The organism is Pseudoxanthomonas sp. JC1303 (assembly GCF_058448525.1).
Map to the genome: position 1 here is coordinate 1,066,979 of NZ_CP185958.1, position 15,988 is coordinate 1,082,966.

Below are 15,988 nucleotides of genomic sequence, written 5' to 3' on the forward strand. Positions count from 1 at the left end.
CTGGGCCGAACTAAGCCTAACGCTTTGGTCTTATTGGAAAGTGCACGCCCTCACTGGGGCTGCTGCGACGCAGCGCTCCGACTTCACGCAGGCGAAACGTACAAAAACGAAAACTGAACGCGCGCGTGCCAGAAGGGTGTCAGTGCTCCGGCGCCACATGCACCCGGGTGCCGGCCTGGTCCAGGATCTCGGCCAATTCCGCAGGGGGCGCGCGATCGGTGAACCAGTCGTCCACCAGCGAAATCGGCCCCAGCCGGCACAGCGCATTGCGGCCGAGCTTGCTCGAATCGGCGGCCAGGAACACATGGCGGGAGTGCTCGACGATGGCTTGAGCCACCCGCACTTCCTGGAAATCGAAGTCCAGCAAGGTGCCATCTGGCTCGATGCCGGAAATGCCGATGATCCCGTAGTCCACGGTGAACTGGCGCACCAGGTCGATGGTCGGCTGGCCGGTCACGCCCTGGTCACGGGCCCGGACCATGCCGCCCGCGACGATGACCTCGAAGCTCGGGTTGGCGCTCATGGTGACCGCCACGTTGAGATTGTTGGTGATCACCCGCAGCCCCTGATGCTGCATCAGGGCGGCGGCCACGTCCTCGTTGGTCGTGCCCAGGTTGATGAACAACGACGCCTCGTCGGGAATATGCCGCGCCACTTCGATGGCGATGCGTCGCTTCTGTTCGGCCAGCAGCGACTTGCGCGTGGTGTAGGCGGTGTTCTCCACGCTGGACGGCAGGCTGACGCCACCGTGATAGCGCCGCAGCAGGCCTGCCTCGCACAGCAGCGCCAGGTCACGCCGGATCGTCTGTTGGGTGACGTCGAACTGCGTCGCCAACCCATCGACCTCGGCATAGCCGGCCTGACGCACGAGCGCCACCAGCTGTTCCTGCCGCCGATTGAGTACCGGTTCTTCCATTGGCCCCGCCCGACCGAGTTACGTGGCGGGCATGATGGCCCAAGCAAGGCCTATCGAACAAACCTCAAAACTACCTCGCTTCGCCATGACAAACCTCAGCATGGCGAGAGCGTTCAACGGCTATGGCGGACCAGCGGCCCAACAGGATCTGACGTGTGCTTAGGCCGCGGACTACAGCCGACACTGAAATTGACCGCGACGCCGGAGCCCGTTGCTAACGCCACATCCTGGCAACCATCGCCGTTCAGGTCGCCGGCCGAAATGGCATAGCTCGTGCCTCCATAGTAATTTCCGGCGGAGGTCCGCATTTCCTCACCCAGCCCCCCGTTGCGTTGGAGGTAGTAGCCCAGCGTATTCCAGCCACTGTGATAGACCACCAGATCATCGTGGCCATCGTTGTCGAGATCCGTGGCCACCAGCGCGGTCGGAATATCGTAGGTGGCGTACAGCTCGGCAGACTGTTCTAACCAGCCGGCGGCGCGCTGCCTGTAAATTTGGATGACGGCCGGAGAATTCTTCGGAGAAGAAAGCGCAAGGTCGTTCAACCCATCTCCATTGAAGTCACCGATCGCCGCACAGCAGGCTGGCCTGGCGAAATCAAAAGACCATGCATACAGTTTCGGATTCACCAAACCCTTGCCGGTGTTCTCGTACAGCCAGAACTTGGTCTGCAGGTTGTCACCCTGGGTGGTCAGGACTAGGTCAGGCACACCATCTCCAGTGAGGTCGCCGACCCGCACATCGTTGTGCCCGGCCGCGGGAGTTGCGACGTTTTCGAACGACCTCACGCCCCCTTGTCCGTCGCTGTAGGCGACAACCGCGCCGCTTGCCTCGCTCTCCAACATGACATCGGGCCACCCATCCTGGTCTAGATCAATGACACCCAAAGCGGTGGCATCCAATCCGGTCGTATAGGTTTTCCCGGTGAATGACTTGCCGGCCTTGGACAAGAGGACGGTGAAGCCACCCGAGTGTGCGGCGACGATATCGAGTCGCCCATCCCGGTTCATGTCCGCGAGTACGATGGGCACCATCCAGGCATAACTAGGAAGATCAAACAGCGGCACGGGTTGAGCGATCGTTCCGTTGGCAGCCTGCTCGAACAACACGATCTGCGGCAGGGATGTATTGGCATTTAAGGTGCTCGACACAATGTCATCACGACCATCCCCGGTCACGTCCCCGACAGCAAGCGTGTCTAGTCCTTTGCCTCCGCCAATCGCGACCGGCGGACGGAACGAAAAAGGAATTCGCGCATCGGACGCCAACGCAGAAGCCATAACAGGCCCGCCACGCGCCGAACTTGTACCACGAACAACGAATGACTCACCGAATGACACTGAGGCAAGTGCGTCAGCTGCATGCGCGAGCGAGAGGGCAGCTGATGAACGCCCCTGGACTGCACCAAGCCGGACATCACCATCCTTCTCGACATCGCGCAGCTGACTCTGGAACGCGGAGACTGGCCGATCCGCACGCGCGCCAGCTACACCGGCAACCAGGAGGAGCATCAGGAACGTTGGATTGCGCTTGGGCATCAGAATCTCACACGAGCTAAGTAGTCATTTGGCAAACGGAGGGTCTTCATGAGAGGGCCAGCGCCTAGGGCAGGTGTCGCGGGGGCGCAGGCGTCGACATTCTGTGCACCCTGACGCCGCAGGCCTGCCCATAGAGCACCACCATCCCCGAGTTGTTGTCGGCCAGCGCCACGTCAGGGCAGCCGTCCCCATTGAGGTCCCCCGCGGCGAGGCCGTCGGACGCATACACGGATGGGGTCGCCAGTCCCACTCGCGCCTGGAGGCTGAGCGTGTTCCCATCATTCAGATAGAAGCCCAGGCCGCCGGACCCGCCGTTGGCAGTCACCAAGTCCGTATGACCATCATTATCCAGATCAACGGCAATCGCCGCTTGCGGGTTATCCCACGATGGCAGCATGACAGGCGCACGGGAAAGCGAACCATCCACTTCCTGCAGATAGACGCGCACCGCAGCAGCGTCGTAGCTGGGCACGGTCAGCGCGACGTCTTCAAGACCATCTCCATTGAAATCGCCCACCGCGTGCCCGCCCGAGTACACCATCCCACCCAATGCAGGAACGTGGATCTGGACAGGCCCGAATCCATCGAATCCGTTGTGCGGATATACGTAGAAATCAGCCTCAAGCTGCCCCGGCGTCAGCACCAGGTCGGGGAGACCATCCCCGGTCACATCGCCGACCTTGAGATCTCCGATCGCGCTTTCCCAGGAATCGATGAAGCTGGTTTTTCGCACCCCTCCATTTCCGTCGCCGTAGAGGAGATACATCCCGTAACTAACACTGTGCGCAACCAGGTCAAGCTTGCCATCCAGGTCCAGATCCAGCGCCCCCAGGTTGAACGTCTTGCTTGGCATAGGCATTACGTTGAACGCGTACCCGCCACCACGATTCCCCAACGCAATGGCGATGTCGCCATAGGCGATCACGATGTCCTGGATGTTGTCTGCGTTGAGGTCTGCAAGGATCAACCCGATACGACGTGTGTCGTTGATCGGGTAATGCACCTTGATGGGATCAGCCAACATTCCATCGGCCTGTTGCAGATAAATCAGCACCGCGCACGAGTCCGGTTCACTGAACCACTTGACGGTCGCGACCACCGCATCTTCTAGGCCATCGCCATTCACGTCCCCGATCGCCACCGAGTTGGCAAGCCCGTTGTTGATTCGATAGAGGACATCGGGGGAGAAGCTGAAGCTTTCTGATGAAGAAGCCTCTGCAGCACTGACGCCCGCAATGCCGGCCGTCACCCACTGCCTCCTATCAGGCGCGAATCGAAGGGATGCGGACGCACCATTGACCCCTCGTTGCAGCGTTGCGTCAGTCACCGTTGCAAATGGCGTGTCTTCACGCTCATGGCCGGAACTTCCCGACGATGCTTCGACTGTGGCCCATGGCTCAGACGGAACCCATTGACGCTTGGCGACTACACCCCCAGACGCAACAGCCGTCACCGCTGCGGCGAGCAGCACTGTGCTGATTCCCTTCATGATTGCCCCCTGCGATGTGGCGGAGCATATCGCAGGCGGCACAAAAGGACATCAGGAAAAGGGCCGCCCCCTCAGTCAGGCCGCACCGACCTTCCTTCGATACCCCGCGCCTCACCCTTCGGGACGCCCAGCTCAGGCCGCCTCGCGCCACCAGGCATCGCCGGGATGCGGCTGCCCCAGGTCCAACCGCTCGCCGATCACAGGCGTGGCCAGGGGCACGCCGCGTTCGGCGGCCAGGGCGCTGATGCGCTCGAACGGCTCGAACCACGGGTGCAAGGCCAGGTCGAAGGTGCCGTTGTGGATCGGCAGCATCCACCGGCCGCGCACGTCCATGTGCGCTTGCAGGCTCTGCTCGGGCTGCATGTGCACGTGCGGCCACTGCGGGTCGTAGGCGCCGGTTTCCATCAGGGTCAGGTCGAACGGCCCGAGCCGTTCGCCGATCTCCTTGAAACCTTCGAAATATCCCGAGTCGCCACTGAAGAACACCCGTAGCTCGTCGTCCATGATCGCCCACGACGCCCACAGAGTCGCGTTGGCGTCGCGCAGTCCGCGGCCGCTGAAATGCTGCGAGGGCGCGGCAGTGAAGCGCACCCCGTCGACCTGGGTGGATTGCCACCAGTCCAGCTGCTGCACCTTGTGCGCCGGCACACCCCAGGCCACCAGCGTATCGCCCACGCCCAGCGGCGCCAGGAAGTGCTCGGTGGTCTGCGCCAATGCCTGCACCGTGGCTCGGTCCAGGTGGTCGTAATGGTTGTGGGAGAGCAGCACGCCCTTGAGCGGCGGCAAATCTTCCAGCGCGATCGGCGGGGCATGAAAACGTTTCGGCCCGAACCACTGCACCGGCGAGGCACGCTCGGCGAAGACCGGGTCGGTGATCCAGAAACTCCCCTTCAACTTGAGCAGCACCGTGGAGTGGCCGAGGCGGAACAGACTGCGATCCGGCGCGGCGAGCAAGTCTGCCCGGGTCAGCGGCCGGACCTCCAGCGGGACATCGGGGACGGTGTTGCGCGGCTTATTGAACAGGAAGGTCCACATCAGCCGCAGGCTCTTGCCCAACCCGGTCGGTGGCGTGGGCACCTTGTTGCGGAACCGGCCTGCCTCATGCTGTGGGGAGTGCGCGTAATCGGGCTTCGGGGCGGTGGCGCGCAGCGTACGGGTCTGCATGAGACGTCCTGGGAGGGAGCGGTGGAGGCGATAACTACACTGAGCAGTGTAATTGTCGGCTCGAAAAAGTAAACCGCCAAGTGTAAAATTCGCGTATGTCTGCCCCGCCGTCCCCGCCGCCAGCACCTGCCCGCCTGACCGATCGCAAACGCCAGGCCATCGTCCAGGCCGCGATCGATGCCTTCCGCGCGCACGGGTTCGAGGCCACCAGCATGGACCGCATCGCCGCCCTGGCTGGCGTGTCCAAACGCACCGTCTACAACCACTTTGCGAGCAAGGACGCGCTGTTCGACGAGATCATGCTGCGGCTGTGGCAACAGGCGGCGGCCGCCGTCGATGTCGCGTATGCGGCGCACGCGCCCCTGCGGCCGCAGCTGCTGGCGCTGATGCAGCAGAAGTTGCGCATGCTGGAGGATGAGCACTTCTTCGGACTGGCCCGGGTCGCGATCGCCGAGGCGATCCATGCGCCGGAGCGCGCACGCGACATGGTCGCGCGGCTGGGCGACAAGGAAGTGGGCCTGGCCCGCTGGATCGCCGCAGCGATGGCCGACGGCCGCCTCAAGCCGGGCGATGCGCGCTTCGCCGCGCAGCAGATGGAAGGGCTGGTGAAGGGTTTCGCGTTCTGGCCGCAGCTGACCATGGGCCAGCCGGCCCTGAGCCGCGCACAGCAGGAACAGGTCGCCTCATCGGCGGTGGACCTGTTCCTGTCCCACTACGCCAGCGACGCTGACCGCTGACCCGGCTCGGTTGCCTGTAGGGACCGATGCGTCAACGCACCGGATCCGGAGGCGGCAAGACATCGCGCACCCGCAGGAATCGCGCGAAACGCGGAAGCCCCCTGGAGGTCAGCCCGTTGTAGCGATAGGTCACCCAGGTGCCCACCGGCGGCGGCGTGGTCCGCTCGGCATCGCTGAATCCGCTGCCGAGGCGGAAGCGGCGCCCGTCCGCGGTTTCGACCAGCAGCGCACCGAGCAGCCCGGCGAACTTGCCCTGACCCGGGGCGTAGCCGACCACCCTAGCCTCGGCATCGTCGAAGGGTTTGTACTTGAGCAAGGCATCGCTGCGGCCGGCGACATAGTGCGCGTCGCGCCGGTGCAACATCAGACCCTCGCCACCCGCGTCCACCACCTGCTGCAGCCATGCATCGAGGGCAGCGGCCGTGGTCACCCGGCGCTGTTCGATCATCCGCAGCTGCGAATTGCCGGCCGCCCCGATCAGGACCCGCAGGTGCGACACGCGCGAGGCGAACGCCGCGCCGTCGCCCGGCAGGTCGAAGACCATGAAATGCAGCGCCTGCCAGCGCGGATCGTCTGGATCATCGGTGCGCACCAGCGCACTGGCCTCATCGAAGCGGCCATGGCCGATCCACAGCTCGCCATCCAGCGACGCGTCCGGCCAGCCCCGGGTGAACCAGGCCGGGGCGTGGATGCGTTCGCCGCCCCGCGTCCACAGCGCCTGTCCGTCCCAGCGCCCGCGCACGCCATCGAGCTTCTCGCTGACCAGATACGCCTGGACCTCGGCATGGCCGTGGTAAGCGGTGGCCAGCATCAGCCGGGGCGGGGTAGCGCCGCCGGCCTCGAAGACCGGGCCACCCAGGCACAGCACCAGCAACATTCCCGACAACACGCGCATCGCCCTGCTCCCTGCAAGTCCGTCACCGGGAAAGCTTCGCGCCCGGAACCAGATGGCGGCATCGGGCAAGGGCGGCGGGCGGGGTAGGACAACCCCGCACCGGCCGCCACGCGGCCCTTATCATCGGCTTCGACCCGCCGCCGCAGGGTGTGCAGGCTTGCAAGGACATTCCAAGGGGACAATATGAAGCGTGTTTTTCTGACGCTGGCCTGCGCGGCCAGCGTGGGCGGCTGCACCGTGGTCAAGGTCGACCCCGGCCAGGAGGCCGTGTTGATCGACCGGCCGCGCGTGTTTGGTGAAGGCGGCATCCGCGAGGAGACCATCAAACCCGGCCTGGCCTACACCTGGCTCACCACCGACGCCATCGTGGTCGATGTCAGCCCGCAGGTGCTGTCGGTGTCTTTCGATGATTTCTCCTCGTCGGACAACATCCTGCTGGACTTCGAAACCACCATCCAGTACCGCATCACCCATGCGCCCAACCTGCTGCGCAAGTTCGGGCCGGACTGGTTCAAGAACAACATCAGCAGCCAGTACGCGGCCATCGTGCGCGACCAGGTCAAGCGCTTCGACATGACCAGCATGATGAGCGATGTCACCACCGCCCAGCGCATCGATGACGCGGTCACCGCCGCCATCCGCAAGGTGGTCAGGGACCAGGGCCTGGACGTGGAGATCATGAACATCACCCTGGGCCGGGCCAAACCCAACCCCAACGTGCTGCAGCAGATGAACCTCACCGCCGCCCAGCAGCAGCGGGTCAAGACCCTGGTGGAGGCGACCAATGCCGAACTGCAGCGCGCCAAGGAACAGAAGGCTATGGCCGATGCCGACAACGCCTACCGCAACGCGATGAATCTCACCCCCGAGCAGTACTTGGCCCGGCAGATCGCCGAGATCAACGCCGAGGCCTGCACCAAGGCCGCGGCCTGCTACATGGTGCCCAGCGGCACCAGCGTCGTCGCCAAGTAAGGCCGTGCCCGTCGGCGCGGATCAGACGATCCGCGTGCGGCGGCGCCAGGTGGTGACCTGGCTCCAGCGGACAAAGGTCACCAGCCCGGATACCAGGATCAGCGCGATGCCCACGCCGGTGGGCCAGTCCAGCCGGTTGTGGAACAGGAAGTAGCCGAACACCAGCGCCCACAGCATCTGGCTGTACTGGGTGGGCGCCACCGCGCTGACCGGTGCCAGGCGGGTGGAGTACATCATCAGGATCGCCGCCAGCCCGGCCAGCAGGCCGTAACCGGCCACCAGCAGCCACTGGGTGGCTGTGGGCCAGACGAAGTGCGGCAGCATCAGCAGGCCGCCCATCAGCAGCGGCCCCAGCACGCCAGCCCCATACAGGGTGATGCGCTTCTCCTCCGGACCCGCCATGCGCAGGCTGATCACGCCCACCGCACCGGTGAGCCCGCAAATGATGGCCGCCACGTGGCCTTCGCTGAGCTGGCGGAAGCCCGGCCGCAGGACCACCAAGACACCGATGAAGCCCACCACCACCGCCGTCCAGCGACGCCAGTGGACCTCCTCGCGCAGCAGCAGCACCGACAGCACGGTCACGAAGATCGGCATGAGGAAGATCAAGGCGAAGGCTTCGGCCATCGGCAGCTCGGTGAAGGCGATGGCCGAGGTCAGGTTGCCGACCGCCCCGCAGAAGGCGCGCAACAGCCACACCGTCGGCTTGCGCGCCATCACCACCTCGCGCCAGCGGTCGCCGGGCTTCTTGATGAAGGGCAACGCGACTAGCATCAGCATCGCACCGAAGAACACCACCTCGTAGATGGGCAGCGTGCCCTCGAGCAACTTCACGAATGCATCGCTGATCGCATAGGCCGCGTAGCACGCAAAGCCCAGCAGCACACCCTTCAACATCCCCGATTCCACCTTGACCACGGCAGGCGCCGGATGGCGCCTCCTTCCGTGCACAGTCTACGGGCCCGGCCACGGGTCGATGCCAACCACGATGCCGATTTCGCATCAGCGCCTAAGGCGCGGAGGACGCCTCAGGACGTCCGTACAGATCCAGCAGCATCAGGGTGACCCCGTTGGTCCAGCCGAAGCCGTCCTGGTTGGGATATTCGCCGCCACCGGCGCCCTGGCCCTGGGCCAGCACGTCGTACTTCTCGGTGAGCTTGTGCTCGGCTTCGAACACGCCCTGCACGCGCGCCAGGAAGCTGCGTCCGATCCGCCCGGCCAGGGCGTCCTGTCCGTAGCGGCGCAAGCCGGCCACGGCGACCCACTGCAGCGGTGCCCAGCCATTGGGCGCGTCCCACTGCTGGCCGCTCCGTACTGGCGTGGTCACCAGCCCGCCCGGGCCAAGCAGCTGCGCCTGCACGGTCTGCGCGGTGGCTTGCGCGTGTGCCGGCGAGGCCAGCCCGACGAACAGCGGGAACAGCATCGCGGCGGTCACCCGCGCACGCGGCGCCCGGGTACGCAGGTCGTAGTCGGCGTAGTACCCAGCGGGATTCCACAGGTGCCGTTCGATCGCCGCCTGGCGCTGCTTGGCGCGCGCGGCGTAGTCGATCGTGCAGGCACCGGGCTGCTGCCTGCAGGCGGCCGCCAGGGTGGTCTCCAGGTGATACATCAGGCTGTTGAGGTCCACCGGCACGATCTGCGTGGTGTGGATGCTGGACAGCGTCCGCGGGTCGTCGAACCAGCGGCTGGAGAAGTCCCAGCCCGACTCGGCGGCCGCGCGCAGATCGCGATAGACCTCGCCCGCCGGGCGCGTTGCCCGGACCTCTGCGGCGGTCCTGATATCGTGCACCCAGGCCTCCTGGCGCGGCGTATCGCGGTCGTCCCAGTAGCGGTTAAGCACGCTGCCGTCGGCCAGCTTCACCACCCGCTCGCTGGCCCCGCCTGGCGTGAGGCCATCCCTGCCGCGCATCCAGTAGGCGTATTCGGCCTGCAGCTGCGGCAGATAGCGTCGATACACACCCTCACCCCCGCGCGTGGCCGCGTCACTGACCATGTAGGCGAAGAACGGCGGCTGCGAGCGGCTCAGGTAATAACTGCGCGTGCCGTTGGGGATGTGGCCATAGGTGTCGACCTGGTAGGCGAAGTTGTCCAGCATCTGTCGCGCCAGATCGTCATGCCCGCTCTCGGCCAATCCCAGCATGGTGAAGTACGAGTCCCAGTAATACACCTCGCGAAAGCGCCCCCCGGGCACCACGGTCGGCTCGGGCAGGGCCAGGGCGCTGCCGTGCGGTGGCACGTGGCTGAAATCGCGGGTCAGCACCGGCCATAGCGCGTCGACGTGCGTGCGCAGATCGTCGTCCTGGCGCAGCGTCGGCGTCTGCAACGGTGGGTCTTCGTCGAAATGGGCGGCGACGAACGCCTTGAGGTCAAAGCCCGGCGCACCGCGTTCGGCCAGGAAGGCCGCCTCCACCTGCGCAGGATCGCCACGCACGGTCATGTCCACGAAGTGCTTCTGGTCGTCGAACACCTCGCCCATCTGCACCGCCTGGAACAGCTGTGGATACAACTGGTCGGGCGTGCGCGGCATAGGAGCCGGCGCCGGTGCGGCGGGCACTGCAGTCACGGGTAAAGGCGCGCTGGCACACGATGCCAGCAGCGCCGGCATCACCACGCAGGACAGAGACAACACGGCACAACGATGGCGAAGGCGCATGGGCAGCCCGTGATGGGAATCTGAGGCGCGAGTGTGCCTCATCGGCCAGCCCTCCGTGCACCTCAGGCAAGACTCGGCCCACCCTCACGCATGATGCATTGCACCACGCGCCGGCACGGCGACGCGGGCCTCCGCTTGAAGACCCGCGTCGTCAAACACCTCCGCATGGCCGACACGGCTTGCGGACGCGGCAGGGCTTACCAGCCGATCGTGAAGGTCACGTCGGTCGGTGCGCTGGTGTGCAGCGAGGGACTGAAGTCGCCCACATCGTCGTACGAGAAGCCATAGGCCAATGCGTTGATGCCATGGTCGTGCCAGAACTTCGCATACCAGTTGGCGGCCTGCCCGGCGGGGTAATGCGAGGGCTGGTCGTACCACAGCGACGGCGTTTCCAGCACATGACGGTTGATCGCCGCCGAGATCTGCGCCTGGATCTGCAGTTGCACATCGACGTTGCTGGCGCCGTTGGGATCGTTGAACAGGCCGTTGCCCAGGAACACCTCCGAGGTCGTCGGTAACCCATTGATGTAGTACGTGCCATTGGCGTTGCCGCCGGTGAACACGAAGGTGTTGCCGCTGACCCACCCGTGGAAGGTGCCCAGGTTCTGCAACGTGAACACCAAGTCCTCGTTGCGATACCGCGCCCAGATCGCGTCGATGTAGGACTGCAGGTAGTTGCCGTTGGCGCCACCGGCGTTGAAGCTGGCATGCGCCGGGGCCACGATGCGGTAAGGCGCGTACGGCGCCTGCGCCAGCGACACGAACGGCGTCGGCACTGCGGCCTGGAACGCGGAGAAGATCGCATCACGCGACTCGGTCAACGGCTCGCCCACGGTCTGGTCGAAGCCGCCCAGCCCCTGCACCCGCAGCTTGAGCGGAAAGCCGAAGTGATCCACCCGCGTGGTGTTGACGAAGATCCCCTGCTGCGGGTCGCCCGGCGGCAGGATCGCCATCTCGCCGAAGTCGAAGTACACATCGATGTTCGGGTCGGAGGCGTTCTCGATGTTGGCTCCGGCATAGCCCAGGTTGCCGTCGCCGTCGATGAGGACCTTGATGTACATCGGCGAACCGACCGAGAACAGGATGCGCGCCGAATCCAGTGGCGGGATGGTGACCTGGCTGGACTGAGCCAGGGTGTGGAAGTAGTTGGTATATCCCTCACCGTTCTTGGTCAGCGCCCCGTTGTCGCCGACCGCCATCGGGACCAGGTTGCCGCTGGCATCCACATGGACGAACTGCCCGGTGTTCCAGTCCTTGCCGATGATCGCCCAGTACACGTCCGCATCGGCCCAATGGCCACTGGTCTGGTTGACGATGTGGAAGGTGGTCTGGCCATTCCAGCTGCCACCGGCATTCCCCCCATCGTCGCCCGGCGGATCGGTGCCCGCGTCGGTCCCGGCGGTGAACTGATAGTGCGCGCTGTCGTAGGCCGGGTCGCCCTTGTTGTAAGTGAAGAAGTAATCGAGCGTGTTGCCGGCATTGACCGGTGCCACGGTGGTTTCGTAATGCCCGTTGCCGGCGTTGTAGCTCATGCGCAGGTTTTGCTGGGCGCCGCCATTGAGCGCGTAGTGCACGTCCACCCAGGACGTCGTGCCGCCGGTCGGCGAAAACCAGATCGTGCCGGTGGTGCCGGACACGGTCACGCCCTGGGTGTAGTCGGCCGCACTCTGGGCGCGCGCCTGCGGAAGCCATGCGCCCAGCAACAAGAGGGCCAAACTGACCATCAACCACGATGCGATACGTTGCATGCAATCTCTCCTTTTGACCGGCCGATGGCCGGGAATGCCTGCAGGAATGGATCCATCACGCCGCGCGCCCTTCGCAACGGGCGATGCCGGTGGTGGCACGGGCACGCGGGGCCGGCATCCTGTCACGCCGATCCGCCTCCTGATGAGCAGGCTGTCCCGCAACGCCATGACACCCTGCAACATGCGGCGAATCGGTCCAGCGGCAGCGGCACAGGGGAAAGCGTGATTGACCAAACACATGCCCCGCGCTGTCCCGGACCGGACCTGAACCCAAGCGCCGCTGGCAAAGGCGCTTGCAGGCCCAGGCATCTGAGTGTGCGCCCCGCTACAAGACACGGTCTGGCGGATCGGCCCAGCCATCGGCCACCTCAAGCCACGCGCCTGACCCATGACCACGCGCTTTGTCCCGAGCGTGGCTGCACCCGGGGTTCACGTCGAACTGCCTAGGGTGCTGTGCACCTAAACCGCGAGGAGGACGCGGGATGAGCGCACGCACGACACTTGCCGGCCTGCTGCTGTGCACCGCAGCGCTGGCCGCCTCCCCGGCCATGGCCCAGGGCCATGGTCACGGCAATGGCCACAACCCCAAGGCTCAAGGGCGTCATGACAATGGCAAGCACCTGGGCTGGCAGAAGCAAGCCTGGAAGCGCGGCGAGCATCTGCCGCGCGGGGACTACGACGGCTACTACGTGGACTACCGCGAATATCACCTGGCGCCGCCGCCGCGAGGTTATCGCTGGGTCCGTCCGGTCGATGACCGGTATCTCCTGGTCGAGGTTGCGACCGGGCTGATCGCCGAAGCCCTGGGGTACTGAGCGCCCGTCGGCATCGTGCGGTACGCACCCGCACGTATTGCGGGCACCTCTCGATACGGGCGACTGCCCTGCCCTAGCGGTGCAGGAAGTCCAGAAGCGCGCGATTGAATGCCTCGGCGTGGCTGAGGTTGCAGCCATGGGGCGCACCCGGAATCACCACCAGCTCACTGCCGGCGATCGCCGCATGCGTGCGCGCACCCGAGCCTTCCAGCGGCACGATGGCGTCGGCATCGCCGTGCAGCACCAGGGTGGGAAGACCGACCTGCGCGAGATCCTCGCGGAAATCAGTGGAGCCGAAGGCCTCCGCGCAGCCCAACGCTGCACGTTGGTCGGCCTGGCGGCAAAGCGCCACCGTGTCACTTCGTTGCGCGTCGGTTGCTTTCACCTCGCCCCGTGCGGTGAAGAATCCTTTGGTGAAATCCTCGAAGAATGCGTCGCGGTCGGCCGTCAGGTCCGAGACCAAGCCACGCGCCGTCTGCCTGGATAGCGGGCCCTCCGGATTGTCCACCGTCTTCAGTAGATAGGGCGGCACGGCCGAGGCGAATACCACGCTGCGCAGGCGCGCCTGACCGTATCGCCGGATGTAACGCGCAACTTCTCCACCGCCCATGGAGAAGCCGACCAGGGTGACATCGTACAAATCCAGTTCGTCCAGCACGCTGGCCAGGTCGTCCGCCAGATGGTCGTAGTCGTATCCGGTCGAGGGCTTGTCCGACCGCCCGAAGCCGCGGCGGTCATACGCGATCACCCGATACCCAGCCTCGCGCAACGGCCCCAGCTGCGCCCGCCATGCCGCCGAGGACAGCGGCCAGCTATGGATCAGGACAATCGGACGTCCCTGCCCGCCGCTGTCTTCTATGTACAGGCGAACGGGATTGACGGATTTGGGGAGCGCGGACATTGGGATCTCTCTCTGAGAGTGAAGCGGACGCGACGATAGCCTTCGCCACGTTTCCTCATCTTCCCCTTCGTCCACACCCCTACGATGAAGCGCCCGCTAAGACTCCATCAAGTTGCCCTATTCAGCACGCTTGAGTGCATCTGTCACTCACGCATGTGAGCATCGCGTGTACCGCTAAACCCCGGATGAGAACACGCGTATCTTGCAGCGGATCACAGATAAGCCCCGGGGTTTGCATCAATCTCAGGCTGCTCCAATGACGGAGCGGTTAAGGAGATATCAGGATGAAATTTAGCCTTCTCGCCGGCAGTCTGACGCTCACCGCAATCGCATCCCTTGCCTTTTCTGAAGAATCATTGGCTATCCCGAACTGCAATTCGTGCGTCCCCGCGTATCAAGCCTGCGTCGCAGCAGGGAATACAGACTGCGAGACTCGTTATGCGGTCTGCCTGAGGTGGTGTCCAGTTGAGCTCATTTCTGAGGGCGCTCTTGGAATCGTCAAACCAGAGAGTCTCGGCCCGACCTCGCCTTCCAGAACTCCACCTCGCACGCCTTTGGCCGCCATGGTCACTGGTTGATTAGCGCGAGCACCCTGAAGCGGAGCCCTCGATGTGATCGAGGGCTCTTTCAATTGATTGGGCAAATGGCCTAACCAGCGATTTCCTCTGCCCCGTCCGGCAGCAGCGCACGCTGGTCCAGGCCGGTCACGCGTACTTGGCACCCGTGATGGGCAAAGCGCTCGCTGACCTTGTCCAGCGCCGCCAGCGCGGTGACATCCCAGAAGCGGGCGTCGGAGACATCCAGTTCCACCGGACTGTGCTCGGTTTCGCGCGGATCGAAGGTGTCGATGAACGCATCGGCCGAAGCGAAGAACACCGGCCCGCGCACCCGGTAGCGGTGCGCCACCACGCCGTCGCTGCCGCTCGACACGTCATGCTCGACGTGGAATGCGCCACCGACCTTCCAGGCGAAGAACAGTGCGCTGAGCAGTACCCCAAGGCCGACGCCGATCGATAGGTCGTGCGAGATCAGGGTCGCGGCCACGGTGGAGATCATCACGATGCTCGACAGGCGCGGATGCTCGATGAGCTTGCGCAGCGAGCCCCAGTCGAAGGTGGAGACCGAGACCATCACCATGATCGAGACCAGGGCCACCACCGGCACCCGCGAGACCCAGTCCTTCAGCAGCACCATCAGCACCAAGAGGAACACGCCGGCAAACGCCGTGGACAGCCGCCCACGCCCGCCGTATTTCACGTTGCCCACGGTCTGGCCGATCATGCCGCAGCCGGCGATGCCGCCGAACAGGCTGGCGCCGATGTTGGCCAGGCCAAGGCCGGTGCACTCGCGGTTCTTGCTGCTGGGGCTGTCGGTCAACTCATCGACCACCCGCGCGGTCATCATCGATTCCAGCAGGCCGACCATGGCGATGGCCAGGGCCGGACCGGCGATCACCTGCAGGGTCGCCAGGTCCAGCGGCACGACGATGCCGTGCCAGCCAGGCAGGCTGCTGGGCAGCTTGCCCAGGTCGGCCACGGTCTTCAGCGGCAGGTCCATGCCCTGCGCGACCAGGGTGAGGACCACGATGCAGATCAGCGGAGAGGGAATGACCTTGACGCCCGGCAGCGGCACGCGCGGCAGGCCGTAGATGATCAGCAGCCCCAGCGCCAGCATCACCCAGGTCGCCATGGTGGCCCCGGCCAGCTGGGGCAGCTGCGCGCTGAAGATCAGCACCGCCAGCGCATTGACGAAGCCGGTACGCACCGAGGAACTGACAAAGCGCATCAGCGCGCCCAGCCGCAGCAGGCCGAACACGATCTGGATCAGACCGGCCAGCACACCCGCAGCCAGCAGGTAGTTCAGCCCGTGGCTGGCCACCAGCGGCGCGGCCACCAGCGCGACCGAGCCGGCCGCCGCCGAGATCATCGCCGGACGACCGCCAGCGAAGGCGATCACGATGGCGATCACGAACGAGGCATATAGCCCCACCTGCGGATCGACGCCGGCCACGAAGGAAAACGCGATGACTTCGGGGATCAGCGCAAAGGTGGCCACGGCGCCAGCCAGCAGCTCGCGCACGGGCTTGTGGCGCCATTGCGCCAGTTCGGATCGGACGAAGGACATGGGGGTTCCTGCAGGGACGGTGCCCGCGCAGACATC

The 15,988-nt window shown here is 65.1% G+C and carries 13 protein-coding genes; 3 read left to right on the plus strand and 10 right to left on the minus strand.

Annotated elements, in window-relative coordinates; genetic code table 11:
- Positions 1-139 precede the first annotated feature (139 nt).
- The 4 genes from ACORQU_RS04815 to ACORQU_RS04830 all read right to left on the minus strand — a co-directional run bounded on the left by ACORQU_RS04815 (position 140) and on the right by ACORQU_RS04830 (position 5,107).
- Positions 140-916, minus strand: a complete 777-nt coding sequence (locus tag ACORQU_RS04815) for a DeoR/GlpR family DNA-binding transcription regulator (RefSeq protein WP_491643716.1) — start codon at positions 914-916, stop codon at positions 140-142.
- Between the two features lie 113 nt (positions 917-1,029).
- Positions 1,030-2,454: an FG-GAP repeat domain-containing protein gene (locus ACORQU_RS04820; RefSeq protein WP_491643717.1), complete on the minus strand. Its 1,425-nt coding sequence runs from the start codon at positions 2,452-2,454 to the stop codon at positions 1,030-1,032.
- 64 nt (positions 2,455-2,518) lie between these two features.
- Complete coding sequence (locus ACORQU_RS04825) at positions 2,519-3,943, minus strand: FG-GAP repeat domain-containing protein (RefSeq protein ID WP_491643718.1); 1,425 nt, start codon at positions 3,941-3,943, stop codon at positions 2,519-2,521.
- A 132-nt stretch (positions 3,944-4,075) separates the two neighbouring features.
- Positions 4,076-5,107, minus strand: coding sequence for an MBL fold metallo-hydrolase (locus tag ACORQU_RS04830; RefSeq protein WP_491643719.1), 1,032 nt, complete (start codon positions 5,105-5,107; stop codon positions 4,076-4,078).
- Between the two features lie 95 nt (positions 5,108-5,202).
- Between ACORQU_RS04830 and ACORQU_RS04835 the strand changes: the two genes are divergently transcribed.
- Positions 5,203-5,844, plus strand: a complete 642-nt coding sequence (locus ACORQU_RS04835) for a TetR/AcrR family transcriptional regulator (protein WP_271644472.1) — start codon at positions 5,203-5,205, stop codon at positions 5,842-5,844.
- 31 nt (positions 5,845-5,875) lie between these two features.
- Here ACORQU_RS04835 and ACORQU_RS04840 read toward each other — a convergent pair whose 3' ends face one another.
- The gene (locus tag ACORQU_RS04840; RefSeq protein WP_491643720.1) at positions 5,876-6,739 is read right to left on the minus strand and encodes a DNA ligase; all 864 of its coding nucleotides are present in this window, start codon (positions 6,737-6,739) and stop codon (positions 5,876-5,878) included.
- Between the two features lie 183 nt (positions 6,740-6,922).
- Here ACORQU_RS04840 and ACORQU_RS04845 point away from each other — a divergent pair, with 183 nt between their 5' ends.
- Positions 6,923-7,711, plus strand: a complete 789-nt coding sequence (locus tag ACORQU_RS04845) for an SPFH domain-containing protein (protein WP_491643721.1) — start codon at positions 6,923-6,925, stop codon at positions 7,709-7,711.
- Positions 7,712-7,732: 21 nt separating this feature from the next.
- On the opposite strand, the gene ACORQU_RS04850 is transcribed toward ACORQU_RS04845, so the two are convergent.
- The 3 genes from ACORQU_RS04850 to ACORQU_RS04860 form a co-directional block, all read right to left on the minus strand.
- Positions 7,733-8,608: a DMT family transporter gene (locus tag ACORQU_RS04850; protein WP_491643722.1), complete on the minus strand. Its 876-nt coding sequence runs from the start codon at positions 8,606-8,608 to the stop codon at positions 7,733-7,735.
- A 112-nt stretch (positions 8,609-8,720) separates the two neighbouring features.
- On the minus strand, positions 8,721-10,364 hold the full coding sequence (gene treA, locus ACORQU_RS04855; protein ID WP_491643723.1) for an alpha,alpha-trehalase TreA: 1,644 nt from the start codon (positions 10,362-10,364) through the stop codon (positions 8,721-8,723).
- Positions 10,365-10,561: 197 nt separating this feature from the next.
- Positions 10,562-12,112 (minus strand): glycoside hydrolase family 64 protein, encoded by a 1,551-nt coding sequence (locus tag ACORQU_RS04860; RefSeq protein WP_491643724.1) that lies wholly within the window; start codon positions 12,110-12,112, stop codon positions 10,562-10,564.
- A 482-nt stretch (positions 12,113-12,594) separates the two neighbouring features.
- Here ACORQU_RS04860 and ACORQU_RS04865 point away from each other — a divergent pair, with 482 nt between their 5' ends.
- Positions 12,595-12,927 (plus strand): RcnB family protein, encoded by a 333-nt coding sequence (locus ACORQU_RS04865; protein ID WP_491643725.1) that lies wholly within the window; start codon positions 12,595-12,597, stop codon positions 12,925-12,927.
- A gap of 73 nt (positions 12,928-13,000) precedes the next feature.
- Here the strand turns inward: ACORQU_RS04865 and ACORQU_RS04870 are convergent, their stop codons facing one another.
- Positions 13,001-13,828, minus strand: a complete 828-nt coding sequence (locus ACORQU_RS04870) for an alpha/beta fold hydrolase (RefSeq protein ID WP_491644959.1) — start codon at positions 13,826-13,828, stop codon at positions 13,001-13,003.
- A 648-nt stretch (positions 13,829-14,476) separates the two neighbouring features.
- Positions 14,477-15,952 (minus strand): SulP family inorganic anion transporter, encoded by a 1,476-nt coding sequence (locus tag ACORQU_RS04875; RefSeq protein ID WP_491643726.1) that lies wholly within the window; start codon positions 15,950-15,952, stop codon positions 14,477-14,479.
- Positions 15,953-15,988 lie beyond the last annotated feature (36 nt).